Source organism: Kitasatospora sp. NPDC058184, assembly GCF_042883725.1.
Lineage (GTDB): Bacteria > Actinomycetota > Actinomycetes > Streptomycetales > Streptomycetaceae > Kitasatospora.
Window position 1 is genome coordinate 303,275 of the sequence record NZ_JBHVVE010000009.1, and the last position, 20,749, is coordinate 324,023.

17 protein-coding genes and 1 pseudogene are annotated in these 20,749 nt (G+C 72.2%); 7 read left to right on the plus strand and 11 right to left on the minus strand.

What is annotated here, in order from left to right:
• Positions 1–42: 42 nt before the first annotated feature.
• Both ACFVXH_RS19685 and ACFVXH_RS19690 read right to left on the minus strand, forming a co-directional pair.
• Positions 43–546 (minus strand): NUDIX domain-containing protein, encoded by a 504-nt coding sequence (locus tag ACFVXH_RS19685; RefSeq protein ID WP_082345143.1) that lies wholly within the window; start codon positions 544–546, stop codon positions 43–45.
• Positions 543–1,919: an NUDIX domain-containing protein gene (locus ACFVXH_RS19690; protein ID WP_387825443.1), complete on the minus strand. Its 1,377-nt coding sequence runs from the start codon at positions 1,917–1,919 to the stop codon at positions 543–545. Before ACFVXH_RS19690 ends, ACFVXH_RS19685 begins: the two co-directional genes overlap by 4 nt.
• A gap of 433 nt (positions 1,920–2,352) precedes the next feature.
• On the opposite strand from ACFVXH_RS19690, the gene ACFVXH_RS19695 reads away from it, so the two are divergent.
• Positions 2,353–2,919, plus strand: a complete 567-nt coding sequence (locus ACFVXH_RS19695; RefSeq protein ID WP_117485808.1) for a dihydrofolate reductase family protein — start codon at positions 2,353–2,355, stop codon at positions 2,917–2,919.
• 532 nt (positions 2,920–3,451) lie between these two features.
• Here ACFVXH_RS19695 and ACFVXH_RS19700 read toward each other — a convergent pair.
• The 3 genes from ACFVXH_RS19700 to ACFVXH_RS19710 all read right to left on the minus strand — a co-directional run bounded on the left by ACFVXH_RS19700 (position 3,452) and on the right by ACFVXH_RS19710 (position 5,605).
• Complete coding sequence (locus ACFVXH_RS19700) at positions 3,452–4,183, minus strand: hypothetical protein (RefSeq protein ID WP_049649138.1); 732 nt, start codon at positions 4,181–4,183, stop codon at positions 3,452–3,454.
• 161 nt (positions 4,184–4,344) lie between these two features.
• The gene (locus tag ACFVXH_RS19705; protein WP_387825447.1) at positions 4,345–4,893 is read right to left on the minus strand and encodes a TetR-like C-terminal domain-containing protein; all 549 of its coding nucleotides are present in this window, start codon (positions 4,891–4,893) and stop codon (positions 4,345–4,347) included.
• A 172-nt stretch (positions 4,894–5,065) separates the two neighbouring features.
• Complete coding sequence (locus ACFVXH_RS19710) at positions 5,066–5,605, minus strand: hypothetical protein (protein WP_387825662.1); 540 nt, start codon at positions 5,603–5,605, stop codon at positions 5,066–5,068.
• Between ACFVXH_RS19710 and ACFVXH_RS19715 the strand changes: the two are divergent.
• From ACFVXH_RS19715 to ACFVXH_RS19725, 3 genes and pseudogenes are all read left to right on the plus strand, one after another.
• A pseudogene (locus ACFVXH_RS19715) lies at positions 5,594–5,938 on the plus strand (ribosome-inactivating family protein); the annotation flags it as partial. The gene ACFVXH_RS19710 and the pseudogene ACFVXH_RS19715 overlap by 12 nt on opposite strands.
• A gap of 45 nt (positions 5,939–5,983) precedes the next feature.
• Positions 5,984–9,808, plus strand: a complete 3,825-nt coding sequence (locus tag ACFVXH_RS19720) for an FG-GAP-like repeat-containing protein (protein WP_387825656.1) — start codon at positions 5,984–5,986, stop codon at positions 9,806–9,808.
• Positions 9,809–10,040: 232 nt separating this feature from the next.
• Positions 10,041–10,820: an SDR family NAD(P)-dependent oxidoreductase gene (locus ACFVXH_RS19725; RefSeq protein WP_387825450.1), complete on the plus strand. Its 780-nt coding sequence runs from the start codon at positions 10,041–10,043 to the stop codon at positions 10,818–10,820.
• Positions 10,821–10,860: 40 nt separating this feature from the next.
• Here the strand turns inward: ACFVXH_RS19725 and ACFVXH_RS19730 are convergent, their stop codons facing one another.
• The 3 genes from ACFVXH_RS19730 to ACFVXH_RS19740 all read right to left on the minus strand — a co-directional run bounded on the left by ACFVXH_RS19730 (position 10,861) and on the right by ACFVXH_RS19740 (position 13,767).
• The gene (locus ACFVXH_RS19730) at positions 10,861–11,403 is read right to left on the minus strand and encodes a HEAT repeat domain-containing protein (RefSeq protein WP_387825453.1); all 543 of its coding nucleotides are present in this window, start codon (positions 11,401–11,403) and stop codon (positions 10,861–10,863) included.
• A 69-nt stretch (positions 11,404–11,472) separates the two neighbouring features.
• Positions 11,473–12,663, minus strand: a complete 1,191-nt coding sequence (locus tag ACFVXH_RS19735; RefSeq protein ID WP_387825456.1) for an alpha/beta hydrolase family protein — start codon at positions 12,661–12,663, stop codon at positions 11,473–11,475.
• 252 nt (positions 12,664–12,915) lie between these two features.
• Positions 12,916–13,767, minus strand: coding sequence for a LysR family transcriptional regulator (locus ACFVXH_RS19740; protein ID WP_387825459.1), 852 nt, complete (start codon positions 13,765–13,767; stop codon positions 12,916–12,918).
• Between the two features lie 141 nt (positions 13,768–13,908).
• On the opposite strand from ACFVXH_RS19740, the gene ACFVXH_RS19745 reads away from it, so the two are divergent.
• Together ACFVXH_RS19745 and ACFVXH_RS19750 are read left to right on the plus strand one after the other, a co-directional pair.
• Positions 13,909–14,418: a cupin domain-containing protein gene (locus ACFVXH_RS19745; protein WP_387825462.1), complete on the plus strand. Its 510-nt coding sequence runs from the start codon at positions 13,909–13,911 to the stop codon at positions 14,416–14,418.
• Between the two features lie 59 nt (positions 14,419–14,477).
• A complete protein-coding gene (locus ACFVXH_RS19750; RefSeq protein ID WP_387825465.1) occupies positions 14,478–14,840 on the plus strand; it encodes a DoxX family protein in 363 nt (120 codons plus the stop codon).
• 27 nt (positions 14,841–14,867) lie between these two features.
• Here ACFVXH_RS19750 and tgmC read toward each other — a convergent pair whose 3' ends face one another.
• Genes tgmC through tgmA form a run of 3 tightly spaced genes read right to left on the minus strand, consistent with a single transcriptional unit; the run spans position 14,868 to position 17,247 of the window.
• Complete coding sequence (tgmC, locus tag ACFVXH_RS19755) at positions 14,868–16,010, minus strand: ATP-grasp peptide maturase system methyltransferase (protein ID WP_387825468.1); 1,143 nt, start codon at positions 16,008–16,010, stop codon at positions 14,868–14,870.
• A complete protein-coding gene (gene tgmB, locus ACFVXH_RS19760; RefSeq protein WP_387825470.1) occupies positions 16,007–16,951 on the minus strand; it encodes an ATP-grasp ribosomal peptide maturase in 945 nt (314 codons plus the stop codon). Before tgmB ends, tgmC begins: the two co-directional genes overlap by 4 nt.
• 20 nt (positions 16,952–16,971) lie before the next feature.
• Positions 16,972–17,247 carry a putative ATP-grasp-modified RiPP gene (tgmA, locus tag ACFVXH_RS19765; protein ID WP_049649147.1) on the minus strand — a complete coding sequence of 92 codons (276 nt, stop codon included), beginning with the start codon at positions 17,245–17,247 and terminating at the stop codon, positions 16,972–16,974.
• Between the two features lie 634 nt (positions 17,248–17,881).
• On the opposite strand from tgmA, the gene ACFVXH_RS19770 reads away from it, so the two are divergent.
• Positions 17,882–20,695 carry a hypothetical protein gene (locus ACFVXH_RS19770; protein WP_387825473.1) on the plus strand — a complete coding sequence of 938 codons (2,814 nt, stop codon included), beginning with the start codon at positions 17,882–17,884 and terminating at the stop codon, positions 20,693–20,695.
• The last annotated feature ends 54 nt before the right edge of the window (positions 20,696–20,749 follow it).

A 20,749-nucleotide genomic window follows, 5' to 3' on the forward strand; every position in this document is an offset into this window, starting at 1 on the left:
CTCCGCGGCTGGTCGGTGCGAGGGGGTTCGGTGGTGCCGGCGTCACACCGGCCAGCCGTGGGCGGAGAGCCGGTTGCCGTGGGTGATCTCGCGGAGGGCGTGTGCGGTGTAGGGCACGGTGTCGGCCGGCAGTCCGTCGAGCGGCCACCAGCGCAGTTCCGCGCACTTGTGCGGCTCCGCGTTGCGCACCTGACCGGTGTGGCGGGCCGGGCGGAAGAACAGCTGGAGGCGGCTGTGGTCGGTGTCGAGGTGGTGCAGGGTGTGGACGAGTTCGAGGTCCTCCTCGGCGATGGTGATGCCGAGTTCCTCTTCGGCCTCGCGCGTCATGGCGCGGGTGACCGGCTCGCCCCGCTCCATGTGCCCGGCCGGGAGGTGCCACAGCCCGTTGGCGTAGCTGGTGTTGCGGCGCCGTCCGAGCAGCACCGTGCCGCCGTCGAACAGGACGAGGTGGACCCCGACGACCAGCGCGAGCGGGTCGGTACCCGGTGCCCCGGCGGCCGTGTCCGCGAGGTGGCCGGTGTGGTCGGTGGGGTCGGTGCGGTTCATGCGGTGCTCCCGGTGGACTGGTCGGCTGCGGCGGCGAGCAGGGGCAGGTAGTGGTGCAGGTAGGGCGGGACCTTGAGGCCGAGCACCTCGTCGAGGGGGACCATGCGGACGGCCAGGCCCTCGTCGCCGAGCCGCAGGTCGCTGTCGGGGCCCTCCCAGACGGCGTGCAGGACGCGGGTGAGCGGGAGGCCGTGGTCGTGGTGCGGGTCGGGGAGGGGCCGCAGGCCGGTGATCTCGAGGCCGGCCTCCTCGCGGACCTCGCGCACCGCACTCTCCCGGGCGCTCTCGTCGGCCTCCCGCCAGCCGCCGATCGGCGTCCAGTAGCCGGGCCAGGCCATGCCCGGCCTGTCTTCGCGCAGGTTCATCAGCAGTCGACCGGCACGGTCGGTGACGAAGACCAGGACGCCCTCGAAGTCGTCGTCGGTCGGCGTGGGGCGCTCCAGGTAGAGCGGGACACCGGAGCGGTGGGCGCGCAGCACCTGCCGGAGCCGCTGGTACCGGGCGGGGGTCAGCCGGGCGTGCCAGTCGTGGGCCGTCTCGAACCGCCACTCGGTGTGCTCGGCCGGATCAAGGCGGATCCGGGCCTGCTGCTCGCGGGTCAGGACGCCGCCGTCGAAGACGAAGCCGCAGGCGGGGACGGGCTGGTCGGCGCCGGCCTGTTCGTGGATGACGGCGACCAGGCGCCTGCGGGCGACGGCTTCGGGGTTCTCCGCGGCGAGGTCGAGGCCCAACTCCTCCCGGGCCTCGCGCAGGGCGGTGGTGAAGGGGGTCTCGCCGTGCTCGACGTTGCCGCCGGGGAAGTTCCACACGCCGGGGTCGACGGCGGAGCGCATCCCGAGGACGCGGCCCCGCGGGTCGGTGACCAGGAAGCAGCCGTAGGCGCTGGGCCGGGCGACGGTGGTGAGGTAGCCGCCGGCCGGCCGCCAACCGGGTACGGCCAGACGGCCGGTGAGCCACTCGATCACCGCGCGCTGCCCTTCGCCGGTCGGCGGCAGCCGCTCCGCGTCGGCCCACTGGTGGCCGTCATGGTCGGGCGAGAGGACGACCGGGGTGCCGTCCGGCACGACGGCGGTGAAGACGAACTGGCGTACGCGCAGGCCCTGTTGGCTGCTGAAGTCCAGGTGCCGCGCGTACTCCAGCGGCAGGCCGGTGAGCCCGGTCTCCTCGGCCAGTTCCCGCGCCGCCCCGGTCGGCACGGGTTCGCCGTCCTCCCGCCCGCCGCCCGGGTACTCCCACAGGCCGGGCAGGACGTCGTGCGCGGCCCGGCGGATCATCAGGATCCGGCCGGAGGCGTCGCGGACCACCACACCGACGCCGATCCGCTCGACGCCCTCGCGGAAGGCCAGCTCGGTCAGCACCTGGAAGTCGATCACCTGGCGGACTCCTCGGACTCGCGGGCGGGCGCGGGGGACTGCTGCTGCGGCACCGCTCTCGTCAAGACGCATACCCGGAAGTCGAGTTCGGGTATGTGCCGGGGACGTCGCAGGCAACCGATGATGGAGCTGTTCGAATCCGGCGTTCAAGTGGACCGGCTCTGGGCGAGCCCAGGTCGAACGGGGACTTTTCGAGCATCCACGGCACAGGGCAGGGCAGCCTCCGACGGCCTTGTCCCTCATGGCCGGTCTCAGAACCGGTGGCATTCCCCCGTGAGGGTGAGGTCGGATCAGGCGGTTTGCCAGTGTCGGCCGAGTACACCAGGCTGAGCTCGAAGCACGAGGACTGCCGGCGAGCCCGGATCGCGCACCGATGAGTGTCCCGAGCCGCGCCGGTCCGTACGCCGGACACCCACGGACGGAAGGCTGGGCCATGCGGAAACTGGTCTACGGCATGAACCTGACCCTGGACGGCTACATCGCCGCGGCCGGCGACGACATCGCCTGGAGCGGACCGCCGAGCCCCGAGCTGTTCCAGTGGTGGCTCGACCAGGGGCGGGCAAGTGGCCTGTCGCTGTACGGGCGCAAGCTGTGGGAGACGATGAGCTCCTACTGGCCGACGGGCGACCAGCAGCCCGACGCCACCCCGGCGGAGGTCGAGTTCGCCCGGAACTGGCGGGACACGCCGAAGGTGGTGTTCTCCTCGACGATCAGCGAGGTGGACTGGAACACCCGCCTGGTCACCGGCGACGCGATCGCCGAGATCGCCCGGCTCAAGGCCGAGGACGGCGGCCCGATGGACATCGGCGGTGCGACGCTCGCCGGGGCGGCCATGCGCGCCGGGCTGATCGACGAGTACGTGATCGTCACCTATCCCGTCCTGGTGGGCGGCGGCACGCCGTTCTTCACCGCGCTGGACAGCTGGGTGAACCTGAACCTGGTGGAGACACGGACGTTTCCCGGCGGCGTGGTCCTGACCAGGTACGAGACGAGGCGCTGAGCAGCAGGGTCGTCGGCCCCGGCGTCCGCCCGCCGCATCCTGGAGCTGTTCCCCGCGCGGTGAGGACAGGACGTGCCGGGAACGCGCGGGAACGCGAGAGGACCCGGGAGCGTAGCCTGCTCCCGGGCCCCTGTTTGCCGCCCAATTGCGCACACCGGCACGTTTAAGGGTCGCGGATCAGGTTGAAATCGACGCGTTCTACCTTTGAACTACCGTGCCACGGAGCGGCACAGACAGGACTTGAACCTGCATTCGTCGATATTCGTCCGCACCCGGTCGATCCGGTGTTCGGCGGCGAATGCTGAGACTGGAGCGAGAGTCTGAGATTGACAGGGCCTGCCTCTGCCTGATTGGGCTACCCCGGCCGGTGGTGCCGGGGGGAGGGCTCGAACCTCCACTGTGACCCCTGGTCAGCTTCAACGTCAGTGTCAGCTTTTCGCACCGCGCACGGGCCCACCCATCCGGCTTCCCAGGCAGGGGACTTGTCGCGCTCGGCGCACCCGCCCGGCTCCCCGGGCGGGCGATCATGAGGCTACCGGAACAGGTAGCCGAAGACGGCGTCACCCACCCGCTGGTCGGTGACCTCGACGGCGTTGGCTTCCTCGCGGGCGAACTTGACGGCCTGCTGGAGCTTCTCCACCCGCTCGGCGAGCTCGTTCACCCGGCGGGCCGGCAGCGCACCGGAGAACTTGACCGTGGTCCAGTAGCCGACCGCGACGTCCTCGTAGTAGACCTCGACCTGGGCCGGGTGCTTCTCGGTGGCCTCGGCCTTGACGTGGTTGCGCGGCACCTTCTTGGTCCGGATGGTGCGCACCGGCTCGGTCTTCCAGGCGTCGGTGGACGGGTCGAGGTTCCAGGACTCGGAGGCGTCCAGCACCGGGAGCTTCTTCACGAAGGTGAACAGGTCGGTGAGCTGCTTCTCCAGGAAGAGCAGGTACGGCACCGGCACCCGGGAGAGGAGCACCTGGCCGTCCACCACGACGTCGGCGCGGGCGTCGATGTTGGCCCAGTCCTTGGTGGCCGTCACGTCGAAGAGCCGGGTGAGGGTGTTCGCGGTGGACCGCAGGATGTCCTCGGCCTTCAGCTGCACCCGGGTCGACTCCGGCGGCAGCTGCTCGCCCTCCTCGTCCTTGGGCTGGTAGGCGCGGGAGATCCCGGCCAGCAGCGCGGGCTTCTGCAGGTCCTGGTGGGCCTGCGTCAGCTCCTGGAAGGACTTGGACTTGACGCCCTTTTCAACGGCGATGATCTGGTTCAGCTTTGCCACGTCCGGGACGCTATCAGTCCGGGACTGATCGGCGACACCCAATTATCGACCGGCTGTTCGGCGCTCCCGCCGGTCACCTGGCCTGGGGTCATGGTGCCTCGTCCACCCGGAGGTTGAGCCGGAGAGCCGGGCCGGCGTCGGCGTCCGCGCCCGTCGGTGGATTACGCCAGCAGGCCCCGCAGCACCTGGTCGACGAGGCGCATCGCGTCCGGCTTCGCCATCACCGCGCGGAACAGTGCCACGCGTGCCAGCACCGGCCCGATCAGGGCGTCGACGACCAGCCTCGGGTCGGTGTCGGGGCGCAGCTGCCCGGTCGCGATGCCGTTGCGGACGATGCCGATCGAGTGGTCGAGGCGCCGGTGCCAGTACAGGGTGCTCTCGCGGTCGAACTCCGGTGACACCGTGACGGTGGCCAGGCGCACGATGGCCGCGCCCTGGGGCGTGTCCAGGTAGTCGACCAGGGACGCCATGGTCGCGCGCAGGTCAGCCCGGACGTCGTCGCTGACCGGGTGCTGCCGCAGGGCGCCGTCGGAGTAGCGCGACGCGGCTTCGTAGAGGAGCTTCTCCCGGGTGCCGAACTGCCGGTACAGCGAACTCTCGTGGACGCCGGCCACCGCCGCGACGGCCGCCATGGTTACCGCCTGCGGTCCACGCTCGGTCAGCAGGCGCATCACGGCCGCGAACACCGCGCTGCGCAGTTCGGGGATCACATACAAAGTGGACTTGAGTCCAGATTAGTATTGCAGTACATATTGATGCTCGGGCGCGTCGATCGGGGGGACCGACCAACGACCGCCCTCCGGTGACGACGCGCTCGCCAGCGCGGGCTCGAACCACGGTCGCCCCGGGGCCGTGGCGCACGACCAACTCCTCAAGCGGGGATCAGACGCCACCTGTCGAGCGGGGGCAGCCACCCCGAACCGGCAGCCCTGCCATCGCGGGGCACTCCACACCTGAAACGGACCCATGGATCCACAACGCCCACCGATCAGACAGAACACCCCCGTCCGGCAGGCCGCCGGACACCGCGACCGACGGCCTGATGGCGAGGTGACCGCGGCTGTGACGCTCCCTCATTCCCGGGCGCTCCTGCGGACCGGCGCCTTCCTGCTGTCCCTGTCGCTGCTTCTGGCCGTCCTCATCCGCCCCGCCCACGCTGCCGAAGCCGAGGCAGAGGTGGACTTCAAGGATCGGCTCGCGACCGTCATATCGAATCTGCGTCAGGGGTTGCACGGAAAGCCTCACGACTTCGTCATCACGGAGGACCAGGAATCCGGTGACCCGAAAACCATGAACGTCACGAATATCGAGCTGACGGGTGACGGCATCGCGCTGCTCGACATCACCTCTCTCGGGTTCGGGGGAGAGAAAAGCGTTCAGCTGATCATCAGGGAAGCCAACTCCTACGTCATCGGATTCCACATCGACAGCCGGTACTTCTACCTCCGCAAGGACGGCGGCGCCATCGAGACGGAGGGCCCCGGAACCGGTTCCGAACGGGTCGACCTCGGCTACGGGAGCAGATACGGGGACTTGGAGGGCAAGGATAGTGCGGTGTACAGCATCGCGAAGAGCGGAATCCAAGGAGCCGTGCGCGCGCTTGCCTTCGCGAGACCGGCGGTGAGCGGGGAGCCGTACCGCGATCTGAGGAAACCACTGCTCGTCCTCATTGTGGCAGTGGCCGAGTCGGCCAGGAACAGGTCGGTCGAGAAGCGCATGTTGGCCGCTGTCGACGATTCTTCCGGCAAGGGGGATTTCCCCGTGATCCGCTACAAGGACATGATTCTCGAGTGGGGCAAAATGGGGAAGGCGATCGACGCCGGCACGTCCTACGAGGTGATGGCTCCCGGTGGGAAGCGTGTGGAAAAGGGCACCGACTTCCTGCGCTGGCTACTGGCCATGAAGCTCTCCTGCAAGGCGGCATCCCAGCTGTCCGTCCGCGCGGGCTCGGAGTGCTCGGACGGTTCCGAGGCCGTCGTGTCCATGGGCGACAGCTACATCTCCGGTGAGGGCGGCCGCTGGGCCGGCAACGGGGACTACCCGAGTTCCGGCTCCGGTCTCGGCACCGACCGCGCCGCGACGGACTGCACCGGGGAGGTCGCCGAAGCGGAGACCTGCCGCTACGACCTGACGAAGGTCTACGGCGGCACCTCCTACCAGGGCGGCAACGGGTGCGACCGCTCGGACGTGGCCGAGATCAAGGGCGTCGACCTCTACGGCATCCCTCCGGCGAACCGCTTCAACATCGCCTGCTCCGGAGCCGAGACGAAGCACGTCCGCAGCGAGAGCCACAAGGGCGAAGCGCCACAGGTCCAGCAACTGCGCGAGCTGGCGAAGCAGCAGAACGTCAAGGTGATCGCGCTGTCCGTCGGCGGGAACGACCTCGACTTCTCCGGCATCCTGAACCGCTGTGCCCAGCGGTTCCTGCTCGGCCGGGGCGCCTGCCACGAGGGCGAGGACGCTCCCCTGAAGAGCAAGGTGGCGGGCCTTCAGGGCAGCGTGGAGGGCACGGTCGACGACATCCGCGCCGCCATGCGGGACGCGGGGTACGAGGACGGCGACTACACCCTGGTCGTCCAGTCCTACTCGAGCCCGTTCCCGCAGCCCCTGGGCATGCGCGAGACCGGCGACACCTACGACCGGTACACCAAGGCGGGGTTCCCCTTCTACGACGAGGACGCCGCCTGGACCAACCGCACCGTCACCCCGGCGATCTCCGACGCCCTCAAGAAGGCCGCGGTCGCGAAGAAGGCCGTCTTCCTCGACCCGCGGTCCGCCTTCGCGGGGCACGAGCTGAACTCCAAGGACGCCAGGACGGCCGGGGTGGAGAACTCCCCGCGGTCCCCGTTGGCCGCCGACGCCGCCGAGTGGGTGCGCTGGGTCGACCACCTGCCCGGCGTGCCGAGCACCCGCAAGCAGGGCGAGGCGCAGGAGTTCGTCCACCCGAACGCCTTCGGGCAGCAGGCCCTCTCGGAGTGCCTGAGCCAGACGGTGCGGCAGCACGACGCGCACCCGCAGTACGGCACGTTCGCCTGTGACGGACGGGCCGGGGCGGCACCGGGTGCGGTGACCGTCCGGCACACCGGTCTGGAGAGCCGGGACCCGTGGGACGTGCCGAAGCTGACGGTGATGCCGCTGGGCGACTCGATCACCCAGGGCGTGGGCAGCGCCAATGACAGCCTGGGCTACCGCAAGGAGCTGTGGCAGGCGCTGAAGGACCACACCGGCAGCCTGGACTTCGTCGGCTCCCTCAAGCACGGCGACGGAGGCTTCGACGGCGATCACGAGGGCCACTCGGGCTGGCGGATCGACGAGTTGACGGACAATGCGGGCTACCGCGAGGGGGACCTCGACACCTGGCTGCCGGCGGCGAAGCCGAACGTGATCACGTTGATGGCGGGCACCAACGACCTCAACCGCGGCGCCCCGACCACACCCCAGGACGCGCGCGACCGGATGGACACCCTGCTGGGGAAGATCCACGCCATGGCGCCGGACGCGACGGTGGTGCTCGGCTCGGTTCCCCCGACCGACCCCGCCACGCCGTGGGCGCGCTTCCAGCCCCTGTTCGAGGCCTACAACAAGCTCCTGCCGCCGCTGGTGGACAGCTGGCGGGGCAAGGGCATGAAGGTGGGCTTCGCGGACATGGGCGCCGTCACCGCGGGCGACATGAGGGGCGGCGACGGCCTGCACCCGACCCCGAGCGGCTACACGAAGATCGCCGACGCCTTCTACGAGGGTGTCGCCGCCGCGGCCGCCGACGGCTGGATCACCGAGAACGTCGAGGTCAAGCCCGCCCCGTACAGCGGGGGCGTCCTGGGTGACGGCCCGGTGGACATCGACGGTGACGGCAAGGCCGACTACCTGGTGGTCGGCGACGACGGCTCGGTCCAGGCGTGGCTGAACCGGGGCACCGACGCCAAGGGCGGCGGAGGCTGGCAGAGCGTCGGAAGGATCGCCGCCGGGGTCGCGCCGGGCGGCAAGGTCCGCTTCGCCGACCTCGACGGCGACGGGAAGGCCGACTACCTCGTCCTGAACGACGACGGCTCGGTGCAGGCCTGGCTCAACCGGGGGACCGACATGCCGGGAGGCACCGGTGCCCCCGGCGGTGGCGGAGGGATGGATCCGTCCACAGGATCCGGCGGAACCACCGGCACGGGCACGCCCGGCAGTGGCGGGGGGATGGATCCGTCGACCGGCTCCAGTGGGACCACGGGTACGGGCACGCCCGGCAGTGGCGGGGGCATGGACCCGTCCGGCGGATCGGGCGGGACCACCGGCACGCCCGCCGGAGGCGGCTGGCAGGCCGTCGGCACGGTGGCGGCCGGCGTCGCCCCCGGCGGCAAGGTCCGCTTCGCGGATGTCAACGGCGACGGCAAGGCCGACTACCTCGTGGTCGAGGACGACGGCTCCGTCTCCGCCTGGCTCAACACCGACGGCCGGGGCGGCTGGACGGGCGTCGGGCGGATCGCGGCCGGAGTGGCCACCGGGGACAAGGTCCGCTTCGCCGACTTCGACGGCGACGGCAAGGCCGACTACCTGGTGGTCGGCGACGACGGCTCGGTGAACGTCTGGCTGAACAAGGGCACCGACATGCCCGGCGGAGGCGGCTGGAGCGCTCTCGGAAAGGTCGCCGCGGGGGTCGCGCCGGGCGGCAAGGTCCGCTTCGCGGACGTCGACGGCGACAAGCGGGCCGACTACGTCGTGGTCGGCGACAACGGTTCGCTGGACGCGTGGCTCAACAACGGAGGCGACACCGCCGAGCGCGGCTGGACCGAACTCGGCCAGGTCGCCACCGGTGTCGGTCTGCCGAGCAAGTACGTGTGGCTGGGCGACATCGACGGGGACAAGAAGGTCGACTACCTCGCCAGCAAGGGCGGTGGGGTTTTCGACCAGTGCATGCTGTTCAACCGGGGCGGTGACGGGCGCGGCGGCTGGGAGGAGCCGGTCCCGAAGGAGTCCTCCTGTGACCGAGGCCCCGATGAACTCCCTTACTCCACACCGTACTTCACGGACTTCGACGGCGACGGCAAGGCCGATCACCTGGAGGTGATGCCGGACGGCCGGGTCATGTGCTGGGCGGGTACCGGGAAGGGCGGCTTCCGCAGCGGCGGCACGGTGGCCGCAGGCGTCGCCCCGCCCGCGAAGGTACGACTCGCCGACTTCGACGGTGACGGGAAGGCCGACTACCTCGTCCTGGAGGACGACGGCTCGGTGAGCGTCTGGCTGAACAAGGGCGGTGACGGGTACGGAGGCTGGGAGGCCATCGGCCGGGTCGCCGCCGGCGTCGCCCCGAGTGGGAAGGTGCGCTTCGCCGACGTCAACGGCGATCGACGCGCCGACTACTTGGTCGTGGAGGACGACGGCTCGGTCAAGGCGTGGATCAACAACGGCGGTGACGGGCACGGTGGTTGGCGGGAACTCGGGCAGATCGCCGCGGGCGTCGCCCCCCGCGACAACGTGCGGTTCGCCGACTTCGACGGCGACGGCAGGGACGACTACCTCGTCCTGGCGGACGACGGCGCGATGAGGGTCTGGCTCAACCACGGCGGCGACGCCCCGGGCTGGATCGAAGCAGGCCGGATCGCCGCCGGTGTGGCTCCGGCCAACCGGGTCCGGATCTGACCCCTCCGGGCTCCGGATCCGATCCCTCCGCCACGACGGCCACGACGGCCACGACGGCCACGACGGCCCCGGCACGGCACCGCCCGTGCCGGGGCCGTCGTCGTGTCGCCGTCCGCCGGGTGGCATCAGCGCTGCGGCGCCGGGCATGTATGAGGGGTTGTCCGGCATCGGGCCGTGACGATCCGGAACCGGCCCCGGACTCGGCCGGGGCGGGTACGAAGGAGCGGCGGCCATGGGCGAACCGGACGGTAGGACGGCACTGGTGACGGGCGGGTCGCGCGGGATCGGGCGGGCGGTCGCGCTGCGGCTCGCCGCCGACGGGGCGCTGGTCGCGGTGCACTACGGCGGCAACGAGGAGGCCGCCGCGGAGACCGTGGAGCTGATCGCCAAGTCCGGCGGCCGGGCGTTCGCGGTGCGGGCCCGGTTCGGTACCAGTGGTGCGCTGGACGAACTGTTCGAGGGCCTCACGGCCGGGCTGGCGGAGCACGGCGAGGACGGCCTGGACGTCCTGGTGAACAACGCGGGCATCCACCTGGCCGGTTCGATCGGACAGATCACCGAGGAGGAGTTCGACCGGGTGATGGCGATCAACGTCCGCACGCCGGTCTTCGTGATCCAGCGGGCCCTGCCGCTGCTCCGGGACGGCGGGCGGATCGTGAACGTGGCCTCGGCCGCTGCCCGGATCGGCTCGCCCCTCCAGATCGGCTACAGCGTCAGCAAGACGGCGCTGGTGGCCCTCGCCGCGCCCCTCGCCAACGAGCTCGGCCGGCGCGGGATCACCGTGAACACCGTCAACCCCGGCGTGATCCTCACCGACATGACCTCCGCGTGGACGAGCGCCCCGGAGGCGATGGCCGGACTGGAGTCCATCACCGCCCTGGGCCGGATCGGCCTGCCGGAGGACGTCGCGGACGTCGTGGGCTTCCTCGCCGGCCCGCAGGGCCGCTGGGTGACCGGCCAGACCATCGACGCCTCCGGCGGCACCTACCTCGGCCCGATCCCACCGGCGTGACCCGGGCTGGGCCCCCTTCGGGGACGTAAGGGCTGGCCCGTCACCTGGGCGGGTGAGGGGCGGTCCGTTCGTAGACGGCCCCTCCGGGGATGAACCATCCTGCCTTCTTCCGGACGGCCGGGCTCGGGTCCTGCGCGGAGGACCTGCGCAAGGCGGCGACGGCTCGGGCATCGGTGTGGGCGAACTTGCCGACGAGCTCGGCGGCCATCGCCCTGGCCCGCGGGTCGGGGTCGGAGGCCAGGTGCCGCAGCGCTGGTTCGAGGACCCGGTCCGCGCCCGGTGCGCACGTGTCCCCCTTGCACCGGTCGCACGCCAGGGCGTGGAACGCGGCGATCCTGACCCGGGCGTCGGGATCGTCGGCCATGGTGATGAGCTCGCCCATGGACTCGGTATCGACCAGGTGGTCCAGAAGCCGGCAGCAGCCTTCCCGTACGGCTGCGCTCTCGTGGGACAGGCCGGCGCGGATGGCACCGAGCGCGTCCTCCGTGCGCCGCAGCAGCTCCCGGTAGGCCGCTACGGCACGTTGCGGGTCGCCCAGGCACGAGACGAGGGCTTCGTTGTCGGTCCTGACGAATCCGAGCATGGGCTCAGTGTCGAACCACGCGAGGCGGCCGGGCAAAGGGATTTCGCATTGGCGGAGGGGCCGCCGGGCTCAGTGGAGGGGCTGCTGGAAGAGGACCTCCGGGTACGCCGTCGACGAGCGGTCGAGCAGCCGCTGGGGGATGCCCTTCAGGTGCAGGTCGAAGAAGGCGCCCACGTAGGACCGGGTGATCTTCTCGGCGCGCAGTGGGGCGAGCGTGGCCTCGGGGTCGGGCAGGCCCGCGCGGGCGCCGATGAGTGGTGCGTCGGTGAAGCTGCCGTGGTCGGAGCCGGTCACGGACAGCCAGCGCTTCCAGCCGTCCGCGCGGGCCCAGGCCTCGTTCCAGGTGGTGTCCCAGCCCGAGGGGTTGTGGACGGACTGGGTGCCGAGCATCAGGAAGGGCCGTCCGCCCAGCCCGCCGGTGGGGAACGGGTCGAAGAACTTGCCGTCCATGTTGACGCCGGCGCGGATCCGCTGGTCGGCGGCCATCGTGCTGGCCGCGGAGTTGCCGCCGATGGAGTGCCCGGCCATGCCGATCCGGTCCCGGTCGATCATGCGGGCGTGCGGCCAGGCGGGGCGGGGGCCGGTCAGCTGGTCGAGGACGAAGGAGATGTCCTTGGCCCGGCTCGGGGGGACGGCCGCGATCTTGTCGTCGTTCAGGTCCTGGCAGACGGCGCAGGTCAGGGTGCGCCCGTCCGGGAAGGTGGTGCCGGAGGTCTCGAAGGTGTGGTCGACGGCGGCGACGACGTACCCGCGGCTGGCCAGGTCCTCGGCGAGGCCGGTGAGGGTGCCGCGGGGGAGCGTGAACCCGGGGGAGAGGACGACGAGCGGGTACCTGCCCGGCGTCGGGCGCGCGTCGGTGCGGGCCCACGGGTGGAGGCCGGTGGCCGCCTCGGGCGGTATGGTGCCGCCCGGCACCTGGAAGTCCAGCAGCAGCCGGGCCTCCTCGGCGGTCAGGTACGGGGTCGCCGGACCGCCCGTCCCGGGACGGGCCGGGTAGTACATCGACACCATCAACTGCCGCGCCCCCGCGGCCGGCACCCACGGGTCCGGGCGGTCCCGGTCGACGAGGTGCAGCGTGCTGCGGCCGACGGCCTGCGACCCCGTCGGCCGGGGCAGGTCGAGCTCTGCGGCGGACACCTCCGCCGAGGAGGCGGCGGGAGCTGTGGCGGTGGCCGCGAGCGCCGAACTCGCCCCGGCGATCGGCAACGGCAGGACGAGGGCGAGCACGGCGGCCACGGCGGCGCGACGGAGTCTGGTCATGTGAGAAACGGTAGGTCGCGAACTCCGATCCGACCTCGCCGTGAAGACTGAGACACCGTCATCTCCGAGGCGTAGCAACGCATCACCTCCGCGGATGACAGGAGCCCGCGCTTCCCGGCCGTACGGCGGACAACCGGGCAGCGGGCGTACTGTGCATGCCGTACCCCGGCAGCCGTTCAAGGTGTTGCGGGCGAAGGCGTTCGCCCGCGCCCGAGCGAGGGCGGTGGCACCGGCCGGACCGGTTGCCGGTGCTCAGCGGCGGTACGCGGCCGTCGCGATCTCGACGAAGGACCGGATCAACGGGTTGGTGTCGCCCTCGTTCCACGCCGCCACCACGCGGCTCGGCGCCATGTCGGTCAGCGGCACCACGGCCAGCTCCGCGGGCAGGTCGTGTCCGAGCGGGGCCAGGCCGACGCTGCCGTTCCACAGGACGGCCTGCTGGCACTCCTGGACGGTGCGCACCACGGCGCCCTCGCGCGGCCTGCCGCCGTTCCAGTACGACTGCCAGACGGGGTCGGTACCCTGGGGGAACTGGAACCAGCGGCGGTCGTCCAGTTCGGCGAGCCGGAGTCGGCCGCGGCCGGCCAGCGGATCGTCGGCGCGCAGGACCACGCCGACCGGGTCGCTGCGCAGTGTGCGCACCGTCAGGGCGGTCTCGTCGAACGGTGCCCGGGTGAGGGCGACGTCGACGAGTGCGGCGCGCAGCCCGCAGGTGGGGTCGGTCAGATCGGTGTCGCGGACGCGGATGTCGATGCCGGGGTGGCGTCGGCGGTAGGCGGCCGCCAGCCTGGTCACGCCGGGGTCGGTGAGGTTGCCGAGGATGCCGACGGTGATGGTCGCGGCGCCGGCTGCCGAGCTCACGCGGGCACGGACGCGGCCGGCGTGGTCGAGCAGGGCCCGCGCCTCGTCGAGCAGCACCGTGCCCACCGGGGTGAGCGAGACGCCGGCGGGCGAGCGGTCGAACAGCAGGGCCCCCACCTCGGCCTCCAGCTGCTTGATCGCCCGGCTGAGCGGCGGCTGGGTCATGTGCAGTCGGGTGGCTGCCCGGCCGAAGTGGAGTTCCTCGGCGACCGCCACGAAATACCGCAAGGTACGAAGCTCCACGCTGCAACGATACCCGCCGGGTATCGATACCGCAGGACGGGTCTTGGACACCCGTGAGGCCCCGGCGGTGCACTGGTGGACATGAGCGAAGAGACCACGCCCGAAGAAGCCACGCCCGAAGAAGCCAGGACCGAAGAAGCCATGGCCGAAGGACCCAGGACCGAGGAGACACGGAGCAACGGACCGCAGGTCGGCCCCGCCCTCTCGGTGGTGGGCCCCGGCGGCGGCGAGACGATCGTCCTGGGCACCACGCGCATGCGCGTCCTGGAGGACGGCAGCCACACCGGGCACCGCCTCGCGATCGCCGAGTCCGTCCTCGCCCCGCACACCCAGGGGCCGCCGCAGCACCGCCACGCCCGGCACGACGAGGGCTTCTACATCCTCTCCGGCACCGTGCGGTTCACCGTCGGGGACGAGGACCACGACGCCACCGCGGGGACGCTCGTGATGGTCCCGCCCGGTACCCCGCACACCTTCGCCAACCCGACCGACCAACCCGCCACCATGCTCAGCACGTTCACCCCCGACCTGTACGTGCAGTACTTCCGGGACCTCCAGCAGGTGCTCGCCGACGGCCGGCCGCTGACGCCGCAGGCCAACGCCGAGGCGATGAGCCGCTACGCGACCGAGCCCGCCACCGACCTCGCCTGAAGCAGTCGACCGGTCCCCGTAGACCGGTGACACGTGAACAGGAACACCGAACGGAAACCATGAACATCGCCTACTGGCTCCTCGCGGCACCGCTCGCCCTCTTCTACGCCTACGCGGGCACGCTGAAGGCTACCCGCAGCCCCGATCAGCTCCGGCCGATGATGGCCTGGGTGGACCGCGTACCGTTGCCCGCCCTCAGGGCGCTGGGGACGGTCGAAGTGCTCGGCGCGATCGGCCTGGTCCTGCCGCCGCTGACGGGCGTCGCGCCCCCGCTGGCATTGGCGGCGGCCGTCGGCCTCGTGCTGCTCCAGGCCGGCGCGGTCGCCGTCCACCTGACCGGCGGCGACCGCCGGATCGCGCTCAACCTCGGGCTCGTCACCACCGCGGCCGTGACCGTCTGGCTGGCCGCCGGACTCTGGTAGGGCACTGCCCTCCACCAGTGCAACCGCTCAGATCGGCAGGTCCCAGCCCGGGCCGTCCTCCGTACCGATCCACACCCGTTGTCCGGCCGCCGAGACGGTGATCCCGAAGCCTTCCTGGTGCGGCTCGCCGGCCCGCTGCCAGAGCCGTACGGCCTCTTCGACGCGGTCCCACAGCCGCAGCGGGCCCCGTTGGGTGACGGTCCATCCACCGTCGGGGCGGGGTGCGGTGCGGGCCTGGGAGCCGGTGGCGACGTCGGAGAGGATCTGGGTCGCGCCGTTGCCCATGCGTTCGGCGGAGGGGGCGGCGAGCTGGGCGACCCAGCTGCCGGTCCAGGTGTCGACGGCGGCCGGGTCGATCAGGCTGGGCCGTTCGTCGCCGGGCAGCATGGTGAGGGTCGAGCGGGGCGGGCGGTCGTGCGGGCGGGCGATCATGAAGCTGGTGTAGCCGGGCAGGAACCGGCCGGTGGCTTCGCCGGGGCCGGTCACGGTGAGCTCGGCCAGGCCGGAGGCGTAGCTCCAGCCGGACAGGGTGACCAGGATGCGGCCGCCCGGCTTCACTTGGTGCAGCCAGGGCATCGGTAGGTAGCGGACCGAGCAGGTGGCGATCAGCCGGTCATAGGCGCCGCCGCCGGGGTCTCCGCGCAGTCCGTCGCCGACGAGGAGGCGGGGCTGGTAGCCGGCGGTCCGGAGTGCGGCGGCGGCGCGTTCGGCGACCCGCGGGTCGTACTCGATGCTGGTGAGGTTCCCGTCCCCGAGCCGGTGGGCGCCGAGGGCGGTCGAGTAGCCGGTGCCGGTGCCGATCTCGAGGACGCGGTGTCCGGTGTCCGTGCCGAGCCGCTGCCACATCCCGAGGACGAGGGACGGCAGGGTGGAGGAGGAGGACGGGGCCCCGACCACGGGTTGTCCGTCCGCCTCGTCCGCGCCGGTGTGGCCGTCGAGTTGGGTGATGAGCGTCCGGTCGGTGTAGATCCCCTCCAGCCAGCCGGGGTCGCCCTGCCGGACCGGCCGGTAGGCGGTCGGGTCGCTGCCGTCGACCGGGAGGAAGTACGCCCCGGCGAAGGCTTCGCGGGGGACCGCTTCGGCCGCCTTGATCCATGCCGGGTCGGACAGCGCGCCGTTCTCGGCGAGGTCGGCCGTCAGGGCGGCGCGCAGCTCTTCGGACGTGCTCATGCGTCGGGGCCTCTCTGCAGCTCGTCAGCGAGTGCGTGTGCGATGCGGTCGGTGGTCTCGGGCGGTTGCCAGGCCCACTGGCCGTTGGGGTTGCATTCGAGGAACGACCAGCTGCCGTCCGGCGTGACGGCGAAGTCGAACGCGCCGAACACCAGCCGGAAGTGGCCGAGGTAGTCGGCCACGGACCGCGCGACCGGTTCGGGTACGGCGATCGGCGTGCAGGTCATCAGGTCCTGCCGGTGGCGCCAGTCGAGGTCCGGGCTGTCGATCCGCACGCCGAACAGCCGGTCGCCGACGGCGGTCACCCTGACGTCGTACGCCTTGGGGACCCGGGCCTGGAACAGGTGCGGGCAGGCCCGGACCGCGTCCGTGATCTCCTGCGCCCGGACGTCCCGCACCCACACGGCCCGCGGTTCGCCGTCGACGGAGTACGGGGTGTTCCACACGGGCTTGTAGACCGCTCCGGCCCGCTGGAGGGCCACGAAGTCCCGTGCCTCCTGCGGGTCGTTGGTGATGAGGGTGTCCGGGACAGCGAATCCGGAGCGCTGCGCGGCGGCGAGTTGTGCGGGTTTGTGTTCGGCGGCGCGGTTCGCCCACGGGTGGTTGACGTAGTGCGCCCCGGGGAGGGAGGCGAGGATGCCGCCCGCGCCCCACACGGACTGCGAGGCCGCGAAGCGGCGTTCCGGGCCGTCGAGGTCGGCCGGCCCCTCGTAGGGCGAGGCCCGGCGCACCCACACGGCCCCCACCTCGGTGAGGTCGAGCTCCCGGCTGGGGGTGCGCAGGGTGCCCCGCCGGCCGTCCGTACGGAACGAGGCGGTCAGCGAGGCGCCCGTGTGCAGGTCGGTGCCGGGGTCGAGACGGACCACGGGGGAGCGGCGGTGCGCGAGGACGCGCAGGACCACGTCCGCGGTGACGTCGTAGGGGTTGGTCAGCACCAGCACCGGCCGACGGTGTCTCGGCGTCAACTGCCGCTCTGGTCCTGGTCGTAGGACTCGGTGCTGTCGGCGTCGGTCGCACCGCCCGGAGCGGCCCCGTCGCCGGGGCGGGTGCTGGTCGGGGTGAGTCCACTGGTGCTGGTGCCATGGGAACCCAGTTCCACCGTGCGGCCGTCCTCGTCCACGACGACCGCGATCTGCGTCTCGGGGTCGATCACGGGCGTGAGCGCCGGGAGCGTGGCAGTGGTGGCCGCGTACGGCGTCATCCTGCCGATGCCCCACGGTACGGGCGTCTGCGTCATGCATCCTCCTCGTATCGATGGTGCCGGTTCACTGGCGACCACTTTGCTGGTGCACGAAGGTGCTTTCAAGCCCGTTCCGGCGGACGGAATATGCCAGGTTGCGGAGGCGATCTCCCGGGCCCCGCCCCGACGGCCACGGGGCGTGGGCCGTCGGCGTCGCCGGCCCGTGGCCCGTCTGCGAGTGCTGCACCGGGGACCGGTCACGGCCGCCGTCGGGCGGGTGGCCGTCGGGGCGGCGCTCCTGGCGGGCGTGGCTGTGCGGTTCCGTCCGGGGCAACGGTTGGGGCGGCTTGGCGGGTTCACCGTTTCGAGTAGAGAATTCCGGAAAGAGAAGTTGCCTGGTCAAGGGCGTGCGGTGAAGCCGGAGTTGTGAAGTGCGCATGGCATTTCGACGACTTGCCGCCGGCCCGGATCCCGCCAATGCAAGGAATTCGCTCAGTGCTTAGTTGATTCGTGCGAATCCCTTCCGTTCCTCGATCGAATCTGACAGCATCGTCCGCTATCCGGCGACCGATTGCCGGTGATCAGTGCGCCGCACGCGACCGCGATCGCGGCCGCCCCTGCTGCTGTCGGCCTTCCTCATCGGACGCCGCCGTCGAGACGTGGCCGCCCGCCCGCGCCACGTGGAGGAGATGTGACCACCCAGGCCGGCACCCGCGTGCCCACCCCCGACACCGCCCGGCGCCCCGCGCGCTGGGTCCGCACCAGGCTGCGGGCGAACCCGCTGGCCGCGCTGCTCATGGCGGCCCTCGCGTTCGTCACCGTCTTCCTGGCGGCGGCCTTCCCCCTCGTCATGGACCGGGGCGCGGACACGGCGCTCCAGTCCTTCGTCAGCGAGAAGGGCGTCAACCCGACCAGCCTGCGGACCACCTCCAAGACGCGGGAGGACGACAGCATCGCCGAACTCGACCGGGTGCAGCGCCAGCTCGTCGAGCAGGTCGACGGGCGGCTGACGCTGTCCCCGTCGGGTCAGGCCTACGGCGCCCGCGCCCTGGCCGACCGCTACATGACCAACCCGGGGTACGCCCACCTCTCGGACAAGGAGCCGTACCCGGCCCTCAGCCTGCTCTACCTGCACGACCTGGCCGCCCGGGCCACCCTCACCGAGGGCACCTGGCCGACCCCCGGCGCCGTCGGCGATCCGCTGCCGATCGTGGTCAGCAAGAAGGCCGCCGAGACCATCCGCATCAAGCTCGGTGACGTCATCGACAACGGCGACGAGGGCGCGGGTGTCCGGCGGACCACCGTGGTGGTCGGCCTCTACGAGGTCAACGACCCCCAGGACCCCTTCTGGGACGACCTCGGCTGCCCGGCCCGCGCCTGCCTGAACACCGACGCCGAGCACGAGCACTGGACGACCAGCGGGTTCGTCGACGGCGGCAGCCTATCCGCGTTGGTCCACTGGGGTTCGAACGCCGAGAACTTCTGGCGGCTGCCCGTCGACCCCGCCTCGCTGCACGCCGACCAGCTCGACCGTACCCGCGGCGTCATCACCTCCTTCCTGACCGGGCACGACGCCACCGTTCTCCACGACGCGATCGGGCGCCCCGACCTGCACACCGTCTCCGGCCTGCGCGACGTCCTCACCAGGGCGGACGAGCGCTACCGGGCCTCGCTGCCGCTCAGCGTGATCGGACCGGTCGGCGTCGCGGGCGTCGCCACCGTGGTGCTGTTCCTGGCCGCCGCGCTCACCACCGACCGGCGCGCCGCCGAGATCCGGCTGCTTCGGGCCCGCGGCGGATCCGTCGCCGGGGTGCTGCGGCGGTTGATCGGCGAGGGGGCGGTCACCGTCCTGCCCGCCGCCGTGCTCGCCACGACGCTCGCCCTGGTGCTGCTGCCCACCCCCCGGTGGGACCGCGCGGTGCTGGCGGCCCTGGTCGCGACCCTGATCGCCCTGCTGGGCTTCCCGGTCCGCGCGGCCCTGCTCTGGGTGCGCCGGCGGCCGGTCAGCGGCCGACGCCGACTGGTCGGCGAACTCGCCGTCCTGGCGGTCACCGCCGCGGCCGTCGCGGAGGTCCGGCGCCGGGGCGTCGGCCACCCCGGGGCCGGAGTGGACCCGCTGCTGGTCGCCGCGCCGCTGCTGCTCGCCGTCACCGGCGGACTGCTGCTGGCCAGGATCGAGCCGGTGGTGGTCGGCCGGCTGGCCGCCCTCGTCGGCCGGGGCCGCGGCCTGATCGGCTTCCTCGGCCTCTCCCGGGCCGCCCGCGACGCCTCGGGCCGCCGCAGGCCCTCCGTGCTGCCGCTGCTCGCCCTGCTGATCGCCGTCACCACGACCGGCTTCGGCGCCACCGTGCTCGACACCGTCGACGACGTGCGGACCCGCGCCGCGCGCATCACCACGGGCGGGGACATCGGCGTCTCCCTCCCGGACTACGCCACCCTGACCGAGCCGTTCACCAAGGCCGCGGCCGCCCTGCCGGGCGTCCGGACCTCGACCGGGGTCTGGATGGAGACCAAGGCCCGCGTCTTCGGCGGCGACCAGGACTACACCGAGGCCAACCTGGTGGTGGTGACCGATCCGACGGCGTACGCCGAGATCGCCCGGGCCCTCGGGGTCGGCGAGTTCGACCCGGCGAAGCTGGCCGGGACGCCAGGCGGCCGGGACACCCCGGTGCCCGCCCTGGTCAGCCGCGACCTGGCCCAGCACCTGGCCGCGGGGCCGTCCCGGGTGCGCACCCTCAACGGCAACGACCTGCGCCTCACCGTCGCCGACACCGTCGGCGCCACCCCCGCGCTGCCGGACCCGGGCAAGCCGTTCGTCGTCGTCCCCGCCGGCCCCACCTGGGAACGACTGCCGGACGCCAAGCGGGTGAACCAGTGGTTCGCCGTCGGCGACATCGACCCCGACCAGGTCAGGACGGCCCTGCGGGACAACGGCGGAGCCAGGCCCGTCGGTCTGGCCAAGCTCATCGCGGACGGCTCCACGGCCACCGGCAAGGACACCCACGGCCTGCCCGCCGGGTACACGGTGCACAGCAGCCGGGAGACCGCCGCCGCGCTCGGCGCCGACCCGCTGCAGCACGCCGCCGAGCGGCTGTTCTGGTACGCGGCCGCCGCCGGAGCCGGATTCGCCCTGCTCGCCGTCCTGCTGACGCTCTTCCGGGCCGCCCCCGACCGCACGGCCGTGCTCGCCCGGCTGCGCACCATGGGCCTGCGGCCCCGGGACGGGCTGGCGCTGATCATGACCGAGGCGCTGCCGCAGACCCTGGCGGCGGCCGTCGGCGGCGGCCTGGTCGCGCTGGCGGCGGTCGCCCTGCTCGGCGGCGCCTTCGACATCTCGACGCTGGTCGGCGCCAAGGTCGGGGACGTCATCACGCCCGTGCTGCTGCCGGTGCTGCTGCCCACCGCGGGCCTGGCCCTGCTGGTCGGCCTCGGGGTGGTGCTGGAGACGCTGGTCGCGGGCCGGCGCCAGATCGCCACCGAGCTGCGGGCGGGGGAGCAGGCCTGACGGCGGGACCGGCGCCGGGAAGCCCCGTCGTCGGCCCGTCACCAGGATCGGTCG

Coding starts and splice junctions, on each gene's coding strand:
- ACFVXH_RS19745 (WP_387825462.1), top strand. CDS start 13,909: ATGGCCGAAGGACCCAGGACCGAGGAGACACGGAGCAACGGACCGCAG.
- ACFVXH_RS19735 (WP_387825456.1), bottom strand. CDS start 12,663: ATGACCAGACTCCGTCGCGCCGCCGTGGCCGCCGTGCTCGCCCTCGTC.
- tgmA (WP_049649147.1), bottom strand. CDS start 17,247: ATGACGCAGACGCCCGTACCGTGGGGCATCGGCAGGATGACGCCGTAC.
- ACFVXH_RS19695 (WP_117485808.1), top strand. CDS start 2,353: ATGCGGAAACTGGTCTACGGCATGAACCTGACCCTGGACGGCTACATC.
- ACFVXH_RS19730 (WP_387825453.1), bottom strand. CDS start 11,403: ATGCTCGGATTCGTCAGGACCGACAACGAAGCCCTCGTCTCGTGCCTG.
- ACFVXH_RS19685 (WP_082345143.1), bottom strand. CDS start 546: ATGAACCGCACCGACCCCACCGACCACACCGGCCACCTCGCGGACACG.
- ACFVXH_RS19725 (WP_387825450.1), top strand. CDS start 10,041: ATGGGCGAACCGGACGGTAGGACGGCACTGGTGACGGGCGGGTCGCGC.
- ACFVXH_RS19720 (WP_387825656.1), top strand. CDS start 5,984: ATGGGGAAGGCGATCGACGCCGGCACGTCCTACGAGGTGATGGCTCCC.
- ACFVXH_RS19750 (WP_387825465.1), top strand. CDS start 14,478: ATGAACATCGCCTACTGGCTCCTCGCGGCACCGCTCGCCCTCTTCTAC.
- tgmC (WP_387825468.1), bottom strand. CDS start 16,010: ATGAGCACGTCCGAAGAGCTGCGCGCCGCCCTGACGGCCGACCTCGCC.